This window comes from Bradyrhizobium sp. CCBAU 21365 (assembly GCF_015291305.1).
GTDB classification, from domain to species: domain Bacteria; phylum Pseudomonadota; class Alphaproteobacteria; order Rhizobiales; family Xanthobacteraceae; genus Bradyrhizobium; species Bradyrhizobium elkanii.
The window spans coordinates 6,013,911-6,034,688 of the sequence record NZ_CP030036.1 but is presented as its reverse complement, the minus strand read 5'-3'; the positions used below and the strand labels follow the sequence as shown (position 1 = coordinate 6,034,688).

At 65.9% G+C, this 20,778-nt stretch carries 22 protein-coding genes; 18 read left to right on the top strand and 4 right to left on the bottom strand.

The genetic code is table 11. The annotated features are described in order from the left end of the window. Nucleotides 1–50 precede the first annotated feature (50 nt). From XI02_RS28390 to XI02_RS28360, 7 genes are all read left to right on the top strand, one after another. Nucleotides 51–857, top strand: a complete 807-nt coding sequence (locus XI02_RS28390) for a xanthine dehydrogenase family protein subunit M (protein WP_016840415.1) — start codon at nt 51–53, stop codon at nt 855–857. 48 nt (nt 858–905) lie between these two features. Next, nucleotides 906–1,814 (top strand): MoxR family ATPase, encoded by a 909-nt coding sequence (locus XI02_RS28385; RefSeq protein WP_016840416.1) that lies wholly within the window; start codon nt 906–908, stop codon nt 1,812–1,814. A 118-nt stretch (nt 1,815–1,932) separates the two neighbouring features. Next, nucleotides 1,933–3,135 carry a VWA domain-containing protein gene (locus XI02_RS28380; RefSeq protein ID WP_026192974.1) on the top strand — a complete coding sequence of 401 codons (1,203 nt, stop codon included), beginning with the start codon at nt 1,933–1,935 and terminating at the stop codon, nt 3,133–3,135. A 28-nt stretch (nt 3,136–3,163) separates the two neighbouring features. Then, nucleotides 3,164–3,487: an XdhC family protein gene (locus XI02_RS28375; protein WP_018272401.1), complete on the top strand. Its 324-nt coding sequence runs from the start codon at nt 3,164–3,166 to the stop codon at nt 3,485–3,487. A 2-nt stretch (nt 3,488–3,489) separates the two neighbouring features. After that, nucleotides 3,490–4,203: an XdhC family protein gene (locus XI02_RS28370; protein WP_038380597.1), complete on the top strand. Its 714-nt coding sequence runs from the start codon at nt 3,490–3,492 to the stop codon at nt 4,201–4,203. Further along, a complete protein-coding gene (locus XI02_RS28365) occupies nt 4,200–5,804 on the top strand; it encodes an NTP transferase domain-containing protein (RefSeq protein ID WP_172647698.1) in 1,605 nt (534 codons plus the stop codon). The genes XI02_RS28370 and XI02_RS28365 overlap by 4 nt, the downstream gene beginning before the upstream one ends. A gap of 272 nt (nt 5,805–6,076) precedes the next feature. Beyond that, the gene (locus XI02_RS28360; RefSeq protein ID WP_050999583.1) at nt 6,077–6,433 is read left to right on the top strand and encodes a DUF4189 domain-containing protein; all 357 of its coding nucleotides are present in this window, start codon (nt 6,077–6,079) and stop codon (nt 6,431–6,433) included. A 45-nt stretch (nt 6,434–6,478) separates the two neighbouring features. On the opposite strand, the gene XI02_RS28355 is transcribed toward XI02_RS28360, so the two are convergent. Continuing rightward, on the bottom strand, nt 6,479–7,696 hold the full coding sequence (locus tag XI02_RS28355) for an FAD-binding oxidoreductase (RefSeq protein ID WP_172647699.1): 1,218 nt from the start codon (nt 7,694–7,696) through the stop codon (nt 6,479–6,481). Between the two features lie 310 nt (nt 7,697–8,006). On the opposite strand from XI02_RS28355, the gene XI02_RS28350 reads away from it, so the two are divergent. Continuing rightward, complete coding sequence (locus tag XI02_RS28350; protein ID WP_172647700.1) at nt 8,007–8,417, top strand: DUF2000 family protein; 411 nt, start codon at nt 8,007–8,009, stop codon at nt 8,415–8,417. Nucleotides 8,418–8,446: 29 nt separating this feature from the next. On the opposite strand, the gene XI02_RS28345 is transcribed toward XI02_RS28350, so the two are convergent. After that, nucleotides 8,447–9,457, bottom strand: coding sequence for a DUF4239 domain-containing protein (locus XI02_RS28345; RefSeq protein WP_244981093.1), 1,011 nt, complete (start codon nt 9,455–9,457; stop codon nt 8,447–8,449). Nucleotides 9,458–9,589: 132 nt separating this feature from the next. On the opposite strand from XI02_RS28345, the gene XI02_RS28340 reads away from it, so the two are divergent. From XI02_RS28340 to XI02_RS28315, 6 genes are all read left to right on the top strand, one after another. Beyond that, the gene (locus tag XI02_RS28340; protein WP_172647701.1) at nt 9,590–10,324 is read left to right on the top strand and encodes a TetR/AcrR family transcriptional regulator; all 735 of its coding nucleotides are present in this window, start codon (nt 9,590–9,592) and stop codon (nt 10,322–10,324) included. Next, entirely contained in the window at nt 10,321–11,106 is a 786-nt protein-coding gene (locus tag XI02_RS28335) for an HlyD family secretion protein (RefSeq protein WP_172647702.1), read from the top strand. Before XI02_RS28340 ends, XI02_RS28335 begins: the two co-directional genes overlap by 4 nt. After that, entirely contained in the window at nt 11,103–12,062 is a 960-nt protein-coding gene (locus XI02_RS28330) for an ABC transporter ATP-binding protein (RefSeq protein WP_018272395.1), read from the top strand. The genes XI02_RS28335 and XI02_RS28330 overlap by 4 nt, the downstream gene beginning before the upstream one ends. Nucleotides 12,063–12,081: 19 nt before the next feature. Then, nucleotides 12,082–13,245, top strand: coding sequence for an ABC transporter permease (locus XI02_RS28325; protein ID WP_172647703.1), 1,164 nt, complete (start codon nt 12,082–12,084; stop codon nt 13,243–13,245). A gap of 211 nt (nt 13,246–13,456) precedes the next feature. Next, on the top strand, nt 13,457–14,698 hold the full coding sequence (locus XI02_RS28320) for an adenylate/guanylate cyclase domain-containing protein (RefSeq protein WP_244981144.1): 1,242 nt from the start codon (nt 13,457–13,459) through the stop codon (nt 14,696–14,698). Between the two features lie 132 nt (nt 14,699–14,830). Next, nucleotides 14,831–15,748, top strand: a complete 918-nt coding sequence (locus XI02_RS28315; RefSeq protein WP_172647705.1) for a PhzF family phenazine biosynthesis protein — start codon at nt 14,831–14,833, stop codon at nt 15,746–15,748. Here the strand turns inward: XI02_RS28315 and XI02_RS28310 are convergent. Continuing rightward, on the bottom strand, nt 15,745–16,206 hold the full coding sequence (locus tag XI02_RS28310; protein ID WP_016840434.1) for a DUF488 family protein: 462 nt from the start codon (nt 16,204–16,206) through the stop codon (nt 15,745–15,747). The genes XI02_RS28315 and XI02_RS28310 overlap by 4 nt on opposite strands. Nucleotides 16,207–16,216: 10 nt before the next feature. Then, nucleotides 16,217–17,050: a DUF72 domain-containing protein gene (locus tag XI02_RS28305; protein ID WP_038373064.1), complete on the bottom strand. Its 834-nt coding sequence runs from the start codon at nt 17,048–17,050 to the stop codon at nt 16,217–16,219. Between the two features lie 140 nt (nt 17,051–17,190). Between XI02_RS28305 and XI02_RS28300 the strand changes: the two genes are divergently transcribed. From XI02_RS28300 to XI02_RS28285, 4 genes are all read left to right on the top strand, one after another. Continuing rightward, nucleotides 17,191–17,562: a hypothetical protein gene (locus XI02_RS28300; RefSeq protein ID WP_016840436.1), complete on the top strand. Its 372-nt coding sequence runs from the start codon at nt 17,191–17,193 to the stop codon at nt 17,560–17,562. A 67-nt stretch (nt 17,563–17,629) separates the two neighbouring features. Then, nucleotides 17,630–17,836, top strand: coding sequence for a hypothetical protein (locus XI02_RS28295; protein ID WP_038373066.1), 207 nt, complete (start codon nt 17,630–17,632; stop codon nt 17,834–17,836). Nucleotides 17,837–18,082: 246 nt separating this feature from the next. Beyond that, nucleotides 18,083–19,216, top strand: coding sequence for a glycosyltransferase family 2 protein (locus XI02_RS28290; RefSeq protein WP_172647706.1), 1,134 nt, complete (start codon nt 18,083–18,085; stop codon nt 19,214–19,216). A 7-nt stretch (nt 19,217–19,223) separates the two neighbouring features. Beyond that, the gene (locus XI02_RS28285) at nt 19,224–20,723 is read left to right on the top strand and encodes a glycosyltransferase family 39 protein (RefSeq protein ID WP_172647707.1); all 1,500 of its coding nucleotides are present in this window, start codon (nt 19,224–19,226) and stop codon (nt 20,721–20,723) included. Nucleotides 20,724–20,778: the final 55 nt, after the last annotated feature.

Sequence of the window (20,778 nt, the reverse complement as noted above, 5' to 3'; positions counted from 1 at the left end):
CGGGCCTCGCGTAATCAGCAATTCATCGCGACCGCGATCAGGACATTCCAATGTACGAATTCAAATATCACCGTCCCGGCACCGTGCGGCAGGCCGCCAACCTCCTGGTGAAGAACGAGGACGCCAAGCTGATCGCCGGCGGTCACACGCTGGTGCCGGTCATGAAGCAGCGGCTCGCCAGCCCGCCGCATCTGGTCGACCTCTCCCATATCGAAGGTCTCGACACCATCGAGATGAAGGGCCGCTCGCTGGTCATCGGCGCCACCGCCAAGCACGCCGAGGTCGCGAACTCCGCGGTCGTGGGCGAGGCGATCCCGGCGCTGGCCGAACTGGCCGGCCTGATCGGCGATCCCGCCGTGCGCCACCGCGGCACCATCGGCGGCTCGCTCGCCAACAACGACCCGACCGCCGACTATCCGGCCGCGGTGCTGGCGCTGGGCGCGACCATCGTCACCAACAAGCGCCGCCTCAAGGCCGAGGAGTATTTCCAGGGCCTGTTCTCGACCGCGCTGGAAGCCGACGAAATCATCACCAAGGTGATGTTCCCGCTGCCGAAGAAGGCGGCCTACGTCAAGTTCCGTAACCAGGCCTCGCGTTATGCGTTGGTCGGCGTGTTCGTGGCCAAGCGTCCGTCCGACGTGCGCGTCGCGGTCACCGGTGCGGGCTCCGACGGCGTATTCCGCGTCACCGCGTTCGAGGACGCTCTTAAGAAGCGCTTCTCGCACAAGGTGCTCGACGGCATCGCGGTTTCGGCCGACGGGCTGAACAGCGACCTGCACGGCAGTGCGGAATACCGCGCGCATCTGATCGGCGTTTTGACGCGCCGGGCGGTGGAAACCGCGAACGCCAAGGACTAAGTACCAAGGCGTGACCTTGCTCACTCTCGTTCGAAGACTGGCTGTTCCATGAGTGCATCGGCGTTACCCACTTCCGTCGATGCGCTCGAGGATCTCCTGACCTCGCGCGGCTATCTCGCCGAACGGTCGCTTGCGACCGTGACCTATCTCGCGCTGCGGATGGGCCGGCCGCTGTTCCTCGAAGGCGAGGCCGGCGTCGGCAAGACCGAGATCGCAAAGGTGTTGTCGGCCGCGCTCGGGCGCAAGCTGATCCGCCTGCAATGCTATGAAGGCCTCGACGTCGCCTCCGCCGTCTACGAGTGGAGCAGTGCGGCGCAGATGATCGCGATCCGCCTTGCGGAGGCTTCCGGCGACACCGATCGCGACCAGCTCGCGAGCGACATTTTCGCCGAACGCTTCCTGATCAAGCGGCCGCTGCTGCAGGCGCTCGAGCCCGACGTCGCAGGTCCTCCGGTACTGTTGATCGACGAGCTCGACCGCGCCGACGAGGCGTTCGAGGCGTATCTGCTGGAAATCCTCAGCGACTTCCAGGTCACGATCCCCGAGCTCGGCACCGTGAAGGCGCCGGCGCCGCCGATCGTGATCATCACCTCGAACCGCACGCGCGAGATTCACGACGCGCTGAAGCGGCGCTGCCTCTATCACTGGGTGGATTATCCTTCCGCCGAGCGCGAGCTCGCGATCGTCAAGTCGCGGGTGCCGAACATTTCCGCAAAGCTGTCGCAGCAGGTCGTCCGCTTCGTGCAGGCGCTGCGCAACCAGGATTTCTACAAGTCGCCGGGCGTCGCCGAGACCATCGACTGGGCCACCGCGCTGTCCGAGCTCGACGCCCGCTCGCTGACGCCGCAGGTGGTCGGCGACACGCTGGGCGCACTCTTGAAGTATCAGGACGACATCGCGCGCATGCAGGGCGATGCGCTGCAGAAGACATTGAAGGAAGCGACGAGCGAGACGTAAGTCGCGCGTCATAACAACGTCCGTCATTCCGGGGCGATGCGTCAGCATCGAACCCGGGATCTCGAGGTTCCGGGTTCGCTCGCTTCGCGCGCCCCGGAACGACGGGAAATGGATCACGATGGCGATCAACCACCTCGCGCCTCCGACCGGCCACATGGCCGACAACGTGATCGGCTTTGCCCGCGCGCTGCGGGCGGCCGGGCTCCCGGTCGGACCGGGCTCGGTGATCGATGCGCTCGACGCGCTGCAGCTGATCGAGGTCGGGCATCGCGGCGACTTCTACGCCACGCTGGAAGCGATCTTCGTCAAGCGCCATGAGCACGCGCTGATCTTCCGCCAGGCCTTCGAACTGTTCTTCCGCGCCGCCGAGGAGTGGAAGAGCATGCTGGATTCGGTGCCGCTGCCCGACCACGCCAGGAAGAAGCCGCCGCCGGCCTCGCGCCGCGTCCAGGAGGCGATGGCCCAGCCGGCGCGGAGCGAGGAGCGGCCGCAGGCCCAGGAGCAGGAGCTCAAGCTCTCGGTCTCCGACAAGGAGGTGCTGCAGAAGAAGGATTTTGCGCAGATGACCGCGGCGGAGATCGCCGAGGTGACGCGCGAGATCGCCAAGATGCGGCTGCCGCAGGCCGAGCTCGTGACCCGTCGCTACCAGCCGGATGCGCGGGGCCTCCGGCTCGACATGCGCCGCACCGTGCGCAACTCGCTGCGCACCGGCGGCGAGATCATCGATATCCGAAAGCTCGGCCGGATCGAGAAGCCGGCGCCGATCGTGGCGCTGCTCGATATCTCGGGCTCGATGAGCGAGTACACCCGCCTGTTCCTGCACTTCCTGCATGCCATCACCGACGCCCGCAAGCGGGTCTCGGTGTTCCTGTTCGGCACCCGCCTGACCAATGTGACGCGGGCGTTGCGGGCCCGTGACCCCGACGAGGCGCTGGCGAGCTGCTCGTCCTCGGTCGAGGACTGGGCCGGCGGGACCCGGATCGCGACTTCGCTGCACAGCTTCAACCAGCTCTGGGCCCGCCGGGTGCTCGGGCAGGGCGCCATCGTCCTCCTTATATCCGATGGACTAGAACGGGAGGCTGATGCCAAACTGGCCTTCGAGATGGACCGATTGCACCGTTCCTGCCGCCGCCTGATCTGGCTCAATCCGCTGCTGCGCTACTCCGGCTTCGAGGCCAAGGCGCAGGGCATCAAAATGATGTTGCCCCACGTTGACGAATTTCGCCCGGTGCATAACTTGACGTCCATCAAGGGCTTGATCGGGGCTCTGTCGTCCCCGCCGCCGGCGCACCACCGCAGCCTGATCCGCTCTGTAGCCTAAGAAGCATCCGATTTCACAGGAGGCCGCCATGCTGAACCGCGACGAAGACATCCTGCAGGCCGCCGAGACCTGGCAGAAAGAGGGCCATGGCGTGGCGCTTGCCACCGTGGTCGAGACCTGGGGCTCGGCGCCGCGCCCGGCCGGCTCTAGCCTCGTCATCAATGACGACGGCACGTTTCTCGGCTCGGTCTCCGGCGGCTGCGTCGAGGGCGCTGTCGTGACGGAAGCGCTCGACGTGATCGCGAGCGGCCAGCCAAAAATGCTCGAATTCGGCGTCGCCGACGAGACGGCCTGGAATGTCGGCCTGTCGTGCGGCGGTACCATCCGCGTGTTCGTCGAGAAGGTCGGTTAGCCGTGAAGCTCGAGATCCTCAAAGCGTTGAACGCCGAGCGCGCCGCCCGCCGCCCGGTCATCATCGTCACCGACACCGCCAATGGCGATCAGCGCCTGGTCAAGGCCGCGGACATCGCCGCCGATCCGCTGCGCGCCGAGCTCGCAAAGCAGCTGCGGATGGGCAAGAGCGGCAATGTCGAGGTATCAGGCAAAAAGCTGTTCCTCAACGTCTACGCGCCGACCGCAAAGCTCGTGATCATCGGCGCGGTCCATATCAGCCAGGCGCTGGCGCCGCTGGCGCGCTCGCTCGACTATGACGTCACGGTGGTCGATCCGCGCACCGCGTTTGCGAGCCCGGAGCGCTTCCCCGACGTGCCGCTGGTCGCCGAATGGCCCGACGTCGCGCTGCCGCCGCTCAATGTCGATCACTACACCGCCTTCGTTGCGGTGACGCATGATCCGAAGATCGACGATCCGGCGCTGCTGCACGCCTTCGACCGCGACTGCTTCTATATCGGCGCGCTCGGTTCGCGGAAGACCCACGCCAAGCGCGCCGAGCGGCTGCGCGCGCAGGGCGCCAGGGACAGCGACATCGCGCGCATCCACGCGCCGATCGGCCTCGATATCGGCGCGGTGTCGCCGTCGGAGATCGCGGTCGCGATCATGGCCGAGATCACCGCGCAGCTGCGCCTGCCTCCGAAAGAAAACTCCAAGCAAAAAGAAGAAGCGGCATGAAATTCGGTCCCGCCAGTCCGGCCGACGCGATTGGCGGCGTCACCGTTCACACCCTCCGCCAGGGCGCGCTGGTGCTCAAAAAGGGCACCACGATCGGCCCCGCCGAGGTCGAGGCGCTGACCAAGGCCGGCGTCGACGAGATCGTCGTGGTGCGGCTCGACGAGGGCGACGTCTCCGAGGACGCCGCGGCCGCCAGCATCGCGCAGGCGGTGGCGGGCGAGGGCGTCAATGTCGAGCGCGCCTTCACCGGCCGCGCCAACCTGTTCGCGGCGCGCCCCGGCGTGCTGGTGATCGATCGCGCCGCGGTCGACCGCATCAACGACGTCGACGAGGCCATCACCTTCGCAACCCTTGCCGCGTTCAAGCCGGTGGTCGAAGGCGAGATGATCGCGACCGTCAAGCTGATCCCGTTCGGCGTCGAGGGGCGCTTACGCGATGCCGCCGTTGCGGTCGCCGGCAAGGATACGCTGCGGATCGCGCCCTATGTGATCCGGAAGGTCGGCGTGGTCTCGACGCTGCTGCCGGGCCTCGCGCCGAAGGTGATCGACAAGACGCTGCGCGTCACCGCCGAGCGGCTCGCGCCGGCCGGCGCCACCATCATCGCCGAGCGCCGCGTGCCGCATGACGAAACCGTGCTCGCCGCCTCGATCAAGGAATTGCTCGGGCTGGGCGCCGAGCTCGTCATCGTGTTCGGGGCATCCGCGATCGCCGACCGTCGTGATGTCATTCCGGCTGCGATCACCGAGATCGGCGGCGCGGTCGAGCATTTCGGCATGCCGGTCGATCCGGGCAATCTGCTGCTGATCGGCAGCGCCGGCGGCGTGCCGGTGCTGGGCGCGCCGGGCTGCGCGCGCTCGCCGGTCGAGAACGGCTTCGACTGGGTCTTGATGCGGCTGCTCGCCGGCATCAAGGTGACGCGGTCGGATCTCACCGGCATGGGCGTCGGCGGCCTGCTGATGGAGATCGTGACGCGGCCGCAGCCGCGCACCGTGCCGGGCACCGAAGGCAACCGCAACGTCGCCGCGATCGTGCTTGCCGCCGGCCGTTCGACCCGGATGGGCGGCCCGAACAAGCTGCTCGCCGAGCTCGACGGCAAGAAGCTCGCGCGCATCGTCGCCGAGCAGGCGCTGGCGTCGAAGGCCTCCGAGGTGATCGTCGTCACCGGGCATCAGGCCGAGCTGGTCGAGCAGGCGCTCGATGGCCTCAAGGTCAAGTTCGTCCGCAACCCGGATTTCGCCGGCGGCCTCGCCAGCTCGGTGAAGGCGGGCATTGCGGCGGTGTCTGACAGCGCCGATGGCGCGATCGTCTGCCTCGGCGACATGCCGTTGATCGATGCGAAGCTGATCGACCGCCTGATCGAGACCTTCGCGCCGGACCGCGGCCATCTGATCGCGGTCCCGGTCAGCGAAGGCCGCCGCGGCAATCCGGTGCTGTGGTCGCGGCGCTTCTTCAAGGAGCTGATGACGCTCGACGGCGACATCGGCGCCCGTCACTTGATCACCAAGCATGCCGAAGTGGTCGCCGAGGTCCCGGTCGAAGGCGACAGCGCCTTCCTCGACATCGACACGCCGCAGGCGCTGGAAGCTGCGCGGCGGGGCTAAACACTATCCGCGTCGTCCCGGCGAAGGCCGGGACCCATTACCACCAATCGTTGTTGTTGGTGGGACAGCGGCCAGAGCCTCGCGCAATCATCACCATCGGTGGCTATGGGTCCCGGCCTTCGCCGGGACGACGAGTGGATAGAACTCGCCCTCAACCCGTCATTCACCATCTGGAAACGACCCCTGCGTACAGTCCGCGCCGGGCTTTGGGGGATTTCCGCTTGATCATTTCGACCGCCGCCGCGCAGCGTCGCGCGTTGACGATTCTCGTCCTGACATTGCTGCTCGGCGCCACGCGTTTCTCCGTGGAAACCTTCGTGCCCAAGGCGCGCGCGGCCGGCGCGTTCGCGGTCGGCAAGTGCGGAGCCTACGGCCAGGCCTATGACTATCCGGCGGAAGGCGCGGCGCGTGCCGCCGCGCTGAAGCAGTGCAAGGGCGATTGCACCACCGTGACCATGAAGCGGGCCTGCGCCGCGCTCTCGATCGACATGAAGAATCCGTGCGGCGCCCACGGCTATGCGGTGGCGCCGAAGATCTCGAGCTCGCTCAATGCCGCGACCAAGAAGTGCTACGACTACGGCGGCAAGGAATGCGTGATCCGCGCCTGGGCCTGCGACGCCAAGGGGTAGGGCGGCCGCCGCAATCCGCCTGGTGGGCAAAGCGCGCTGCCGCGCTCAGACGGCGCCATAGAAGTGCCGGTATTGCCAGGCGGCGTCGCGCTCCAATTGATCTTCAGACCACGATTGGTCTTTGAACCGCATGACCGACATCGGCGATAGATCAACGGGCGGCTTGCCGTCCACGATCCAGGCCGCAAGCGCCTCGCCGACGGTCGGCGAGATCGACAGACCGGCGACGTTGCACCCGCTTGCAAAATAGAAGCCGGCCACGCCAATGGCTGGGCCGAGAATATGATGGCCGTCGGCGGTCATTGTCGGAATGCCGCCGCGAAACTCCCGCACCTTGGCGGTTTGCAGGAACGGGAGCTGGTCCTTGACCTCATCGGCGGCGGCATGAAGCACTCCGATGTCGAGCGGCATGTCCTTGACGTCGAAGCCGGCGCCAAGCGACTGCATATCGAAGAAGCGCGGCGTTTCCTCGTAGACACCCCACAGGAAGCCGCCCTGACACGGGCGGGCATACACCGCAGCATCCATGATGCGGATCATCGGCAGGTCGGCACGGACGCCATCCAAAGGCTCGGTGACGATCAATTGCTGCCGGGTCGGCACCAGCGGCACGCGAATCCCGCTCGCCTCCGCGACCTGCCGCGTCCACGCACCGGCCGCATCGACGACAACCGGACTTTCAATGACGCCGTTCGCGGTGGTCAAGCCGATCACGGTGCCGCCGACGATGTTGACGGCGCGCACGTCGGTCTTCGGCAGCAAGGTTGCACCGTTGGCCGCGGCGGCTGTGGCGAAACCGACGGCAACCTGCGCCGGGTCGAAATACCGGTCGTCGCCGATCCGCATCGCCGCAACAACGCCCGTCGGCTGCAAGAACGGATTGAGACGGCTCGCCTGTTCCGGAGAGATCAGCTCGACATCGAGGCCGGTGCGGCGTCCGCGCGCGAAGTCATCCTCGATCACTTCGGCGTCCTGCGGCCGGCGCGCAATCTTGAGGCTGCCCGAATGCACCCAGTCGAGCGGCTGGCCGGTTTCTTCCGTGAACGCCTCGATCTTGCGGCATGCGTCCTTGATGAGGCCAATCATCAGGTCGCTCTTGCGCGCGCAACTCACCATGCCTGCAGCGCGGGGCGAGGTTTGCGATCCAATCTCATGCTTGTCGACAAGGGCGACGTTGAGACCTCCACGCTTGCTCAGGTAATAGGCTGTGGCCGCGCCCAATCCGCCCGAACCAATAACAACAACATCGGCCTTGCTGATCATGATGCAATGCCCTGAAATATGCTGATGGTCATCGAACGCCCGAAGCCTACTACGCGGCGCAGGAGCTGACTATCGCTTTCCGTCCCGGCACGGATCGGGCCTTTGCGACGTCGCACGGCTAGCGGTCGACGTGTGGGTTGAGCTTCTTCGCCGTAGCGATATCAGCTTCGCCAGCCGCGACGTCGCCGTTCAGGCGGGCAGGGTCCGCCCGTGGGTTGCTCAAGAAACTAACGTCAGCGCCTGGCGGGCAGATGAGGGATGCGCGGTCAGAACTGGCGTTTGTCGTCAACCTGCGGATAGATTTATCGCCATGCAGTTCGACACCAAGATCGCGGTCGTGATCCGCACCGACCTGGAAGTCTGGCAGAAGCTCAACGTGGCGTCGTTTCTTGCCGGCGGCATCGCGGCTTCCTTTCCCGAATGTATCGGCGAGAATTACGAGGACGGCTCGGGGACCAGATATCTCTCCCTGATCGGCCAGCCGATCCTGATCTACGGCGCCGACGGGCCTGCGCTGTCGCGGGCGCTGGAGCGCGCGCTGGCGCGCAACGTGCAGCCGGCGCTTTACACCGAGGACATGTTCAGGACCACGCATGACGCCGCCAACCGCAAGGTGGTGAAGGCGGTCGTGCGCAGCGAGCTCAACCTGGTCGGCCTCGCCATTCGCGCCGAGCGCAAGGTGGTCGACAAGATCCTCGATGGGCTGAAGTTTCACACGTAGCGGACGGCGCGCGTAGTGCGGTCCGGCGCTTATCGGCTCGCCTCCTTGTCCGGCATGATCTGCAGCAACGGCGTCGGCGCAATCGATATCTGGCCGGTGAATGGTCGATCATGCGCGGCAATCAGCAGAACCGATGTGGCCACGCCGGTCGCGAACAGTCCCATCGCGATGGCGGACCCCAACCGGTTGTCACAGTGAACAAGGGCAATGACCAATAGCTCGCAGATGGCCTGAAGGTAGAGGCACCACCATTTGATCGAGTCGACTTCGGTCTGACTGACGATGATCCGTTGTCGTCGCGCATCGAGTGCCGAATTCAGATTGGTGATGATCTCGTGCTGCGTCGTCTGCTGGCCCGGGTTTTGCGCGGGCGTTGATACGACAAGCCGCAACGCCGCGGTCAGCGCGGCAGGCGCTGCCTTGAGCGATGCAGCCTGACGCGCCATCATCGGCCATTCCACGGCGACCGTTTCCTCGACGTAGTCGCGAACGAGGCCGCGCAGGCGCGCCTCCTGATCCGGCGGCAGGCCGCCGGCGAGCAAGATGACCGCCCGCAACGAACTGGCTTCGCGGCTCACCGCCGCGGTGGCGCGATCACTGTCACTCCAGACCTGTGCCGCGGTGAACGCGACAAACAGGCCGAAAAGGATGCCGAGCACCGGCAACATGCCGGGCGAGATCGATTTGAAGGACGTTGCGCGCTCCTTGGTCGACAGGATCGCAACGCCTGCGAAAATGAGAATGGCAACAAGATAGGTGAAGCCGAAGACAATGAAGGCCATCCACGGCACAGAAAGGTTGTGTAACCAATCGCTCATAGGTGTTTCCCCCAGCCGATCGCTTGTATCAAAATCCCCCCGATCTTGCCGGGGAGAGCACGAAGTGAGCCGCAGCGCATCGCGCAGGGAAAGCCGGATTGCTCCGGTTACACCTGTGGTGCCACCCCCGCGCCTTCTTGTTGCACAGGGCCCGTGGGTACGATCGGCACCCCGGCTCTCCCTGCGCCCTCTGTTCCCCAAGGGACGGAAATAAAGCAGCAAACTCGGGCATTTGCGCCGCGAGATCGCGAACCCCTGCACACCCTAAGGAGCCGCGAAAGCCGACAGGAACGCTTCCGGCCGGCAGACGTTTTCCTTGAACGCATTGACAATGACTGACTGGTCAGTCATATTATGGCCATGACAAAGCGCATCGAAGAAACGAACCGCTCCCAGCCTGCTAGGCGCCGGACCACCACGATCCGGGCTGCCGCGGCGAGGGTCCCGAAGGTGGCCTCGGCAAAGCTGCCTGAGCCGAAGCCCGCCGCGAACCGCGCCGAGAAATCGGCGGAGCGGCGCGCTGCGATCGTCGCGGCGGCGATGGACGAGTTCATCGCGCGCGGCTTTGCCGCGACGCGGCTCGACGATGTCGCCAAGCGGGCGGGCGTCGCCAAGGGCACGCTCTATCTGTACTTCAAGGACAAGGAATCGATGTTCGAGGAGCTGATCCGCACCGCCGTCGTGCCTTTGGTCAATCGCATGGCCGCGCCGCCCACCATCACCGGCCCGGTGCGCGATGCGGTGGAGAGGTTTGCCGAGACCTTCATCCGCGAGATCGTGTCGACCCGGCGCGGCGACATCGTCCGCCTGATCGTCTCCGAAGGGCCGCGCTTCCCGGCGATCGCCGACTTCTATTTCCGCGAGGTGGTGTCGAAGGGGATGGCCGCGATGCAGGCGCTGATCCAGCTCGCGATTACGCGCGGCGAGATCAGGCAGCGCCAGCTCGCGCAGTTTCCCCAGCTCGTCGTGGCGCCCGCGATCGTCGCGGTGATCTGGCAGAGCCTGTTTGCCCGGCACGCGCCGCTCGATGCCCTCGCGATGTTCAAGGTTCATCTCGATCTGATCTTCGGCGAACGGAGCAAGACATGACCGGCTCGCGCATCATGAAGCTCGTGACCGCAGTGGCCCTGGCGGCGGCGCTGGCCGGCTGCCAGGAGAAGCGCGATCCCGGCTTCCAGGGCTGGGTCGAGGCCGACATGATCTTCGTCAGCCCCGATGAATCCGGCCGCGTCATCAAGCTCAATGTGCGCGAGGGCGACGAGGTCAAGCCCGGCGATCTGCTCTATTCGGTCGACGATGATTTGCAGCGCGCCGATCTCAACCAGAACAACGCGACCCTCGCCAACGCGCGGCAGAGCTATGACCGCGCCGCCTCGCTGCGCGGCACCGGCGCCGGCACCCAGGCCAACCTGGATTCCGCGGTCTCGGCGCTGCGCGTTGCGGAGGCGCGGGTCAACACCTCGCAGACCCGGCTCGACCGCCGCAAGGGCTTTGCGCCGATCGCGGGCTCGATCCAGCAGATCTATTTCCGCGAGGGCGAGATGGTGCAGGCGCAGCGCCCGGTGCTGTCGATCATGCCGCCCGGCAACATGAAGCTGCGCTTCTTCGTGCCGGAGACCGAGCTGCCGAAGCTCGCGCTCGGCGACGAGGTGAGGGTGACCTGCGACAATTGCGCCGCCGACCTCACGGCAAAGATCTACTTCATCGCCACCACCGCGGAATACACGCCGCCGGTCATCTACAGCCTCGATGAGCGCAACAAGCTGGTCTATCTGATCCAGGCGCGGCCGAGCCGGCCCGATGTGCTGCGCGTCGGTCAGCCGATCAGCATCTACCTCAATCCCAAGACGCCGATGGCGGACCGCAGATGAACGGCGGCTCCACCAGCGCGCGGTCCGACGCACCCTCCATCGCCATCGATGTGAAGGGCCTGACCAAGTCGTTCGGCGGACGCGAGGTCGTCCATGATCTGTCGATGCAGGTCAAGCGCGGCTCGATCTACGGCTTCCTCGGTCCCAACGGCAGCGGCAAGACCACCACCATCCGCATCCTGTGCGGCCTGCTGACGCCCGACAGCGGCGAGGGCACCTGCCTCGGCTACGACATCCGGCGCGATGCCGACAAGATCAAGCGCAAGGTCGGCTACATGACGCAGCGCTTCAGCCTGTACCAGGATCTGTCGGTGCGCGAGAATCTCGAATTCGTGGCGCGGCTCTATGGCATGCCGGACGCGCGCGGCGCCGCGGCCGACATGATCGCGCGCATCGGCCTGAAGGGGCGCGAGGAGCAACTCGCCGGCGAACTGTCCGGCGGCTGGAAGCAGCGGCTGGCGCTCGGCGCCTGCACGCTGCCCAATCCGCAACTGCTGCTGCTGGACGAGCCGACAGCCGGCGTCGATCCCAAAGCGCGGCGCGATTTCTGGAACGAGATCCACGCGCTTGCCGCCGAAGGCCTCACCGTGCTGGTCTCGACCCACTACATGGACGAAGCCGAGCGCTGTCACGAGATCGCCTACATCGCCTACGGCCATCTGCTGGCGCATGGCACCGTGGACGAGGTGATCGCGAAGTCCAAGCTGTCGACCTGGACGGTGACCGGCGAGGATTTCAACGGGCTGATGGCCGAGCTGGCGGGCAAGCCGGGCGTCGACATGGCGGCGCCGTTCGGCACCAGCCTGCACGTCTCGGGTCGCGACAAGGCGGCGCTCGAGGCCGCGATCGCGCCCTATCGGGACAATTCGAAATGGCATTGGCAGGCCAGCGAGCCGTCGCTCGAAGACGTCTTCATCGACCTGATGGGGCGCTCCAAGGATAATTTCCAAGGATAACTTTCAAGGATAGGTTCCGATGAGCGCAACGGATACGATCCAGGCCGGAAAGACAAGGGAGCCGGCATTCGGCTTCTGGCGGCGCAGCTACGCGATGCTGGTCAAGGAATTCATCCAGCTGCGCCGTGACCGCGTGTCCTTCGCCATGATCATCATCATCCCGGTGATGCAGCTCTTGTTGTTCGGCTTCGCCATCAACACCACGCCGCGTCATCTTCCGACCGTAGTGCTGCTGCAGGAGGATTCGGACCTCGGACGTTCGATCCTGAAGGCGATGGAGAATACCGCCTATTTCCGCTTCACGCGCGAGGTGCATAACGTCGAGCAGTTCGATGAGCTGCTGCAATCCGGCAAGGTGCTGTTCGGCGTCGAGATCCCGCGCGGCTTCGAGCGCGCGGTGCGCCGTGGCGACAAGCCGGCGCTGCTGGTCGCGGCCGATGCCACCGATCCGGTCGCGGCGGGCTCGGCGCTCGGCGCGCTCGGGCCGCTGGTGCAATCGGCGCTGGCGCATGATCTGCACATCGGCGATCCCCCGGACATGCCCTTCGAGATCCGTGCCCATGCCCGGTACAACCCGGCGGCGGAATCCCGGCTCAACATCGTGCCCGGGCTGGTTGGGACCATCCTGACCATGACCATGCTGATCTTCACCGCGCTGTCGGTGACGCGCGAGATCGAGCGCGGCACCATGGAAAGCCTGCTGTCGATGCCGATCAGGCCGGTCGAAGTGATGTTCGGCAAGATCATCCCCTACGTGATGGTCGGCTTCATCCAGGCCGGGCTGATCATCGGCATCGGCGTGTTGCTGTTCGGCGTGCCGGTGCTCGGGAGCCTCACGCTGCTGGGGCTGCTGACCACGCTGTTCATCACCACCAACCTGTCGATCGGCTATACTTTCTCGACCATCGTGCAGAACCAGCTGCAGGCGATGCAGCTCTCGATGATGTTCTTCCTGCCGAGCATCCTGCTCTCCGGCTTCATGTTTCCGTTCGCTGGCATGCCGGTCTGGGCGCAATATATCGGCGAAGGCCTGCCGCTGACCCACTTCATCCGCATCGTGCGCGCCATCATGCTGAAGGGGGCGGCGATGCCGAACCTGCAATACGACACCGTCGCATTGGTCGCCCTGATGCTGTTCGCCATGACGATCGCGGTGACGCGCTTCCGCCGCACGCTCGATTGAGGCTAGTATGGCTGTCACTGAGCGTCATTCCGGGACGCCTCGAGAAGGCGAACTATGGTACGCAATTGCGTACCATAGAATCTCGAGCTTCCACAATTCGCAAGTGTGAATTGGGGTTCGCTTCGTGCCCTGGAATGACGGGAGTAAGGGATTGACGGAATTTCCAGACAAGGCAAGCGCGGCGGTCGCGACGGACTTCCATCACGCCCTGATGCACGAGGTGATGACCACCGAGCTGCTCCGCATCAAGGTGCTGATCGGCACCGCCGCTACCCTCGCTGCGATCAGCCTGCTGGTGTATTTCCTTGCGCCCGACGTGGTCAGCCGCGTCTGGCACGGCAACCTCAGCCCCGTCTACGTCTTCTACGTCACCATTCCGCTGATCCTGTTCGAGTTCTGGGTGCACGGGGCGATCAGCTGGCACATGCGCAAGGGGCGCGACCTGCCGGTGGTCCGGCGCTACATCGGCGTGCTGGTCGAGACGTCGCTGCCGACCGTCGTGCTGGCGCTGCACATCAACAGCATGGGGCCGCAGGAGGCGCTCGGCTTCGTGGCGCCGCTGATCTATTTCGTCTTCATCATCCTGTCGACGCTGCGGCTCGACTTCTGGCTCTCGACCTTCACCGGCTTCGTCGCGGCGACCGAGCTGTTCTACATGGCGGTGTTCTTCCATCCCTCGGGCGGCGGCGAGGCCGAGACCAGCATCTATTATCACGCCGCGCGCAGCGCGATCATCCTGATCTGCGGCGTGCTGGCCGGTGCGGTCGGCATGCAGCTGCGCCGGCAGTTCGCGGCCAGCATCGCGGCCGCCACCGCGCGCGATCGCATCACCAATCTGTTCGGCCAGCACGTCTCGCCGCAGGTGGTCGAACGTCTGATGACGGAGGGCGCCGGCACCGGGAGCGACATTCGGCGCGTCGCCGTGATGTTCGTGGATTTCCGCAGCTTCACGGCCGGCGCGCGCACCCGCTCGCCGCAGGAGGTGGTGGACAGGCTCGACGGCGCTTTTGCAGTGCTGGTCGATATCCTCGATCGCCATGGCGGCATCGTGAACAAGTTTCTGGGCGACGGCTTTCTCGCGCTGTTCGGTGCGCCGTTCGAGACCGGCGACGCCGCGCATCAGGCGGTCGCCGCCGCGCGCGAAATGCTCGCGGCGAACGAGCGCACCAACGCGGCGTCAAGCTGGCCGCTGCGCATCGGCATCGGCATCCACATCGGCGAGGTCGTCGCCGGCAATATCGGCTCGCCCCGGCGCAAGGAGTACACCGTGATCGGCGACACCGTGAATTTTGCCGCGCGGCTCGAGGCGCTGAACAAGGAGCTCGGCTCGCAATTCCTGATTTCCTCCGCGGTGCGCGAGGCACTCGGCGACGATTGCAAGGACGCGGTGTCGCGCGGCGAGATCCCGGTGCGCGGCTACGAGCACCCGGTGCACGTCTGGCAGCTGGGGTAGGCGTTCACTCGCAAACCGCGCGAGCTGTCTGCTTCTGACTTGCCCGCGATTGTACCGAGTGCTCTGAAGGGCGTCGTTGCGACCGTGTTACGATAACGCCGTTGGAATGACCGGAGCACAAGGACAAGCAAGATGCAGCGGCGCTATATCACCGTCGACGTTTTCACCGACCGCGCCTTCGGCGGCAACCCGCTCGGCGTGGTGCTCGACGCCGAAGGGCTGTCGACCGAAGAGATGCAGGCGATCGCGACCGAGTTCAACTATTCCGAAACGACCTTCGTGCTGCCGCCGCAGGACAAGGCGAACGACGCCCAGGTTCGCATCTTCACGGTGCGCTCGGAAATTCCGTTCGCCGGCCATCCCAATGTCGGCACCGCCTTCGTGCTGGCGAGCCGGGCCGCGAAGGCGCCGGCGCGCTTGAGGTTCGAGGAGAAGGCGGGCCTCGTGCCGGTCGAGATCCTGTCCGATGGCGGCAATGTGATCGGGGCCGAGCTGACGGCGCCGCAGGCGTTGCAGCGGACCAATGAGGTGAGCGCGGCCGCGGCCGCCGCGTGCCTGTCGCTGACGGCGGCTGACGTGAAGACCGATCGGCACGCCCCGCAGGTCGTCTCGGTCGGGCTGCCGTTCCTGGTGGTGGAGATCGCCTCGCGCGAGGCGCTGAAGCGCGCCCGGCCGGATGCGACGGCGTTCGCCAGGACGCTGGCCGAGATCGGCCGCGACGTCGTCTATTTCTACACCCGTGACGTGCCGGCGAGCGAGCAGCCGCTCGACCTGCAAGCGCGCATGTTCCATCCGGGCGCCAGCGGCCTGTCCGAGGATCCCGCGACCGGCAGCGCGACCGCGGCCTGCGCGGCGCTGCTCGCCGATATCGATCCTATCAGCGACGGCGAATTGCGGCTGCGGATCGGGCAGGGTGTCGACATGGGGCGGCCGAGCCTGTTGCTGACGCGCGTGCGCAAGCAGGCCGGCGCGATCACATCAGTGCATGTCGGCGGCGGCTGCGTGAAGATGATGGAGGGGACGCTGAATGTGCCGGGCGAGGCAGGCTAGACCTGCGGCGCCGCCAGGTTCTCGATCCTGACGCCGTCGCGCTCCTCGATGATCTCGGCGATCCAGCGACGGTGGCAATGCTCATGGTCGCGCTCGTAGCAGAGGATGCAGACCGGGCCGGACTGCTTGACCAGCGCCGACAGCTCGTCGAGTTCTTCCTTGGCCTGCGCCGTCTTCAGATGCGCCGAATAGATCTTGTGCAGCAGCGCATATTGCCCGCTGCGCGCCGCCTCCCGTCCGCTCTTCGGCGTGCCGAGGCCGCGCAGGTGGACGTAGCCGATGCCGCGCTCGTCGAGGCCTGCGGCGAGCTGGCTCTTGGAGAAGCCGGGCCGGCGCGAGGACGCGACCGCGCGGACGTCGACCAGCAGCTTGACGCCGGCCTGCTGGAGCTCGTCGAGCACCGCCTTGGACGGCGTCTGCTCGTAGCCGATGGTGAACAGCCTTTTCGCCTTCGCCATCGGTTCTCGCTCACTTCACCCGTTCGATCAATTCCATCGCGCCCGCCGGCGCGCGGACCTTGCCTTCGTGGATCACATAGGCGAACACGTCGCGCGGCGCCTTCTTGGGCGCGGCCTTGTCGACCTTCGGCAGGTCGTCGGGCTCGCTGCCGGCGGCCCAGTCCTGAAACCGCTTGGCCCAGGCGTCGAGCTGCTTCGGCGGATAGCAGGTCTTCAATTCGTCATTGCCCTTCTGCAGCCGGGCATAGACGAAGTCGCTCGCGACGTCGGCAATCGCCGGATATTTGCCGTGCTCGGCGAACACCACCGGCACCTCGTGCTCGCGAATGAGGGCGACGAATTCGGGCACGCAAAAACTGTCGTGGCGGACCTCGACGACGTGGCGCAGCGCGCGGCCGTCGAGCTTGCGCGGCAGCAGCTCGAGGAACTTGCCGAAATCGGCGCCGTCGAACTTCTTGGTCGGCGCAAACTGCCAGAGCACCGGCCCGAGCCGGTCCTTCAGCTCCAACACGCCCGAATCATAGAACCGCTTCACCGAATCGCCGGCCTCGGCGAGCACGCGGCGGTTGGTGGCGAAGCGCGGTCCCTTCAGCGAGAAGATGAAGCCGTCGGGCACTTCGCTGGCCCATTTGCGAAAGCTCTCCGGCTTCTGCGAGCCGTAATAGGTGCCGTTGATCTCGATCGAGGTCAGCTTGGAGGCGGCATAGGACAGCTCCTTCGATTGTGCGAGCTTCTCCGGATAGAACACACCGCGCCACGGCTCGAAGGTCCAGCCGCCGATGCCGATATAGATGTTGCCTGCGTCTGTCTTGGTCTTGGTCGCCTTGGTGGGAGCTTTGGCCACGACTGCACTCATCGTGAGGGAGGGAACAGGAAAGAAGACTAGTCAAAATAATCGTGATTGGCCAGTTTGCCAGATCGGCGCGGCAGTGCTTATCGTCGCCGTCGCTCTTCGCTACGATGCGCCAAAATGGAGAACAACAAATGCGCATGCTGGTTGCGGCCGCCCTCCTGGTCATGTCCTCCGCCGCCATATCGTCCGCTGCAATGGCCGACGAGGTCGACGATGCGCACAAGCTCGCGATCACCGGCCGCGACGCCTACTGGAATTGTCTCGCCCGCGAATATCCCCGTGACAGCAACAAGGCGATGTCCGACCAGGAATTCACCTCGCTGATCGCCAATGTATGTCCCTCGGAGCGGCAGAACTTCCGGGTGTCGCTGATCGACTTCCTGTCGCTGCAATTTCCGAAACAGGATGCCGACGCGAACCTGACCACCGCCAACCGCGCGATCGAGCTCGCGCAGAAGGACATCGTGACCGCCTTCACCCGGCGCAGGGCCGCGGCCAAATAGGTTCCCAAATCCTGTTGCGGCCGGCCGATTTTTGATATCAATCCGCGCAGGCGAGGGGATGATCGGCATGAGCTCACAATCGACGGCAGGTTTTTTGGGCGCACTGGTTGCAGCCGTCGCGCTGGCCGCGGCGTTCATCTACGGGCCGTCGCCGAGCCAGCTCCGCAACCCGACCCGGTCCGCCGCGCAGCCGCAGGCGGCTCCTGCCGCCGAGGCGGCGCCGGCGGCCCCGGCGCCGCGCGGCCCGGTGATCCGGGAAGTCCCCAACAACTAGCGCCTCCGCGCCCCTTGCGGATCGCATGGGGCTACCTAACTACGTCATAACGGCGACGTTGCAGCTTCAGGGCTCCGGCGCTGGGACGACCACGACATTGATGGCTGCGCCGGATGTACGCGCGCCCCTTGTTCGTGGTCGTTGGCATTTTGTGGGGTGTTTTGCCCCGTTTTCCCGCTTTCCGAGCGTGCGTTTGGGCCGGCCTGCCTTGGCAGCGGGTGAGGCTGCGGCTATACGCTGGCGCTCATGAACGAAGCCATCAAGCCGGGCCCCGAAACCTCATCGCAGGCGGCAAGTTTGCCGCAGCTTTCGGTGGTCGTCCCGACCTTCAACGAACGTGACAATGTCACGGTGCTGTATCGCCGGCTCGACGCGACGCTGAAGAACGTGTCCTGGGAAGTCATCTTCGTCGACGACAATTCGCCCGACGGAACCTGGGACGTGGTGCGCGCGCTGGCGCGGAAGGATTCCCGCGTGCGCTGCATCCGCCGAATCGGCCGGCGCGGCCTGTCCGGCGCCTGCATCGAGGGCATCCTGGCATCGAGCGCGCCCTATGCCGCGGTGATGGACGCCGACCTGCAGCATGACGAGAGCCAGCTGCCGAGGATGGTGGCGCTGCTGCAGAGCGGCGAGGCCGAGCTCGTGGTCGGCAGCCGCTATATCGAGGGCTACAAGGCCGACGGCTTCAACAAGCAGCGCGCCGGCGCCAGCGCGTTTGCCACCGAGATCGCCCGACGCGCGCTGAAGGTCGAGATCGCTGATCCCATGAGCGGCTTCTTCATGATCCGCCGCGACCGGTTCGAGCAGCTCGCGCCGCAGCTGTCCACTCAAGGCTTCAAGATCCTGCTCGACGTGGTGGCGACGGCGGAGGGCAAGCTGCGCGCGGTCGAAATTCCCTATACCTTCGGTGCGCGCCAGCATGGCGAGAGCAAGCTCGACTCAATGGTCGCGCTCGACTTCCTCGGCCTGGTGCTGGCGAAGCTGACCAATGATCTGATCTCGCTGCGCTTCATTCTGTTCGCAGCCGTCGGCGGGCTCGGCCTGGTGGTGCACCTCACCGTGCTGTTCATCGCGCTCGAACTGTTCAAGGCGCCATTCCCGGAGGCCCAGGCCACTGGTGCGATCGTCGCCATGACCAGCAATTTCATCCTCAACAATTTCCTGACCTACCGCGACCAGCGGCTGAAGGGCTTTGGCATCCTGCGCGGCCTGCTGCTGTTCTATCTGGTCTGCAGCGTCGGCCTGCTCGCCAATGTCGGCGTCGCGTTCTCGGTCTACGACCAGGAGCCGATCTGGTGGCTGGCGGGCGCAGCCGGCGCGCTGATGGGCGTGGTGTGGAACTACGCGATGTCCGGGCTGTTCGTCTGGCGCAAGCGATGACGACGGCATGAACGCGAACGAGGCGCGGCTTGCCCGAAACACCGCGCTTGCGGTGTGCGCGCTGGTCGTGTTGCGACTGGCCGCCGCGGCATGGACGCCGCTGACCTTCGACGAAGCCTATTACTGGATGTGGTCGAAGTCGCTCGCCGGCGGCTATTACGACCATCCGCCGATGGTGGCGATCGTGATCCGGCTCGGCACCATGATCGCGGGCGATACGCCGCTCGGCGTGCGGCTGGTGTCGATCCTGCTCGCACTGCCGATGAGCTGGGCGATCTACCGGTCGGCCGAGATCCTGTTCGGCGGCCGGCGTATCGCGGCGAGCGCAACGATCCTGCTCAATGTCACGCTGATGGCCGCCGTCGGCACGCTGATCGTGACGCCGGATGCGCCGCTGCTGGTCGCTGCCAGCCTCCTGCTGTACGCGCTCGCAAAGGTACTGGAGAGCGGTCGCGGCGCCTGGTGGCTTGCGGTCGGCGCCGGCGCCGGCGCGGCGCTGCTGTCGAAATACACCGCGCTGTTCTTTGGTCCGGCGATCCTGATCTGGCTTGCGATGGTGCCGAAGCTGCGGCGCTGGTTTCTCTCGCCCTGGCTCTATCTCGGCGGCCTGGTTGCGGCCGGCCTGTTCAGCCCGGTCATCCTGTGGAATGCCGATCATCACTGGGTGTCCTTCATCAAGCAGATGGGTCGCGCGCGGATCGAGGATTTCCGGCCGACCTACATCGCCGAGCTGATCCCGACCCAGTTTGCGTTCGCAACGCCATTGGTGTTCATCCTCGGCGTGATGGGCCTCTACGCGCTCTATCGGCGCCGCGCCGGCGCGATGGAAGCCCGCGTGCTGGTCAACACGATGTTCTGGACCATCGTGGTCTACTTCACCTGGCACGCATTGCATGCGCGGGTCGAGGCCAACTGGTTCGCGCCGGTCTATCCCGCCTTTGCGGTGGCGGCCGCGGTCGCGGCAGTCCAGGTGCAGTGGGCGCCGCGCGAGCAGCGCACGATCGACTTCTGCCGGCGCTGGGCCGCGCCCACAGGCGTCGTGCTGTTCGCGCTGCTGATCGTGCAGGCCAACACCGGTTTGCTCTCGGGCTACCGCCGCGACGCCACCGTGCGCAGCGTCGGTGTCGGCTGGCAGGAGCTCGCGGACGAGATCGAGGCGGCGCGCGTGCGGACCGGCGCGAGCTGCGTACTGGCTGCGGACTACGGCACCACGGGCTGGCTCGCCTTCTATCTCCCCAAGGGCACCTGCGTCGCCCAGCAGGGCCAGCGCATTCGCTGGGTCAACATGCCGGAGCCGAGCCCTGCGCAGCTGTCCGGCAAGCTGCTCTATGTGCATGAGGTCGAGCAGGCAATGCCGGCCTTGCGCGACAATTTCGCCCGCGTCGAAACGGTGGCCGAGGCCAAGCGCATGCGGGGGCCGTTGACCATCGAGACCTACGCGCTCGATCTGCTGGAGGGCGCAAAGGGCGAGGTCCTCGACCGTTCCCCGCCGCCGGAACTGCAGTAAAACTCTCGCCGTTAAGTGTCGGATCGTCCGGGTCCGGGTCGTCTTCCAGACAGCC

Coding starts and splice junctions, on each gene's coding strand:
- XI02_RS28390 (WP_016840415.1), top strand. CDS start 51: ATGTACGAATTCAAATATCACCGTCCCGGCACCGTGCGGCAGGCCGCC.
- XI02_RS28385 (WP_016840416.1), top strand. CDS start 906: ATGAGTGCATCGGCGTTACCCACTTCCGTCGATGCGCTCGAGGATCTC.
- XI02_RS28380 (WP_026192974.1), top strand. CDS start 1,933: ATGGCGATCAACCACCTCGCGCCTCCGACCGGCCACATGGCCGACAAC.
- XI02_RS28375 (WP_018272401.1), top strand. CDS start 3,164: ATGCTGAACCGCGACGAAGACATCCTGCAGGCCGCCGAGACCTGGCAG.
- XI02_RS28365 (WP_172647698.1), top strand. CDS start 4,200: ATGAAATTCGGTCCCGCCAGTCCGGCCGACGCGATTGGCGGCGTCACC.
- XI02_RS28355 (WP_172647699.1), bottom strand. CDS start 7,696: ATGATCAGCAAGGCCGATGTTGTTGTTATTGGTTCGGGCGGATTGGGC.
- XI02_RS28350 (WP_172647700.1), top strand. CDS start 8,007: ATGCAGTTCGACACCAAGATCGCGGTCGTGATCCGCACCGACCTGGAA.
- XI02_RS28340 (WP_172647701.1), top strand. CDS start 9,590: ATGGCCATGACAAAGCGCATCGAAGAAACGAACCGCTCCCAGCCTGCT.
- XI02_RS28335 (WP_172647702.1), top strand. CDS start 10,321: ATGACCGGCTCGCGCATCATGAAGCTCGTGACCGCAGTGGCCCTGGCG.
- XI02_RS28330 (WP_018272395.1), top strand. CDS start 11,103: ATGAACGGCGGCTCCACCAGCGCGCGGTCCGACGCACCCTCCATCGCC.
- XI02_RS28325 (WP_172647703.1), top strand. CDS start 12,082: ATGAGCGCAACGGATACGATCCAGGCCGGAAAGACAAGGGAGCCGGCA.
- XI02_RS28320 (WP_244981144.1), top strand. CDS start 13,457: ATGCACGAGGTGATGACCACCGAGCTGCTCCGCATCAAGGTGCTGATC.
- XI02_RS28315 (WP_172647705.1), top strand. CDS start 14,831: ATGCAGCGGCGCTATATCACCGTCGACGTTTTCACCGACCGCGCCTTC.
- XI02_RS28310 (WP_016840434.1), bottom strand. CDS start 16,206: ATGGCGAAGGCGAAAAGGCTGTTCACCATCGGCTACGAGCAGACGCCG.
- XI02_RS28300 (WP_016840436.1), top strand. CDS start 17,191: ATGCGCATGCTGGTTGCGGCCGCCCTCCTGGTCATGTCCTCCGCCGCC.
- XI02_RS28295 (WP_038373066.1), top strand. CDS start 17,630: ATGAGCTCACAATCGACGGCAGGTTTTTTGGGCGCACTGGTTGCAGCC.
- XI02_RS28290 (WP_172647706.1), top strand. CDS start 18,083: ATGAACGAAGCCATCAAGCCGGGCCCCGAAACCTCATCGCAGGCGGCA.
- XI02_RS28285 (WP_172647707.1), top strand. CDS start 19,224: ATGAACGCGAACGAGGCGCGGCTTGCCCGAAACACCGCGCTTGCGGTG.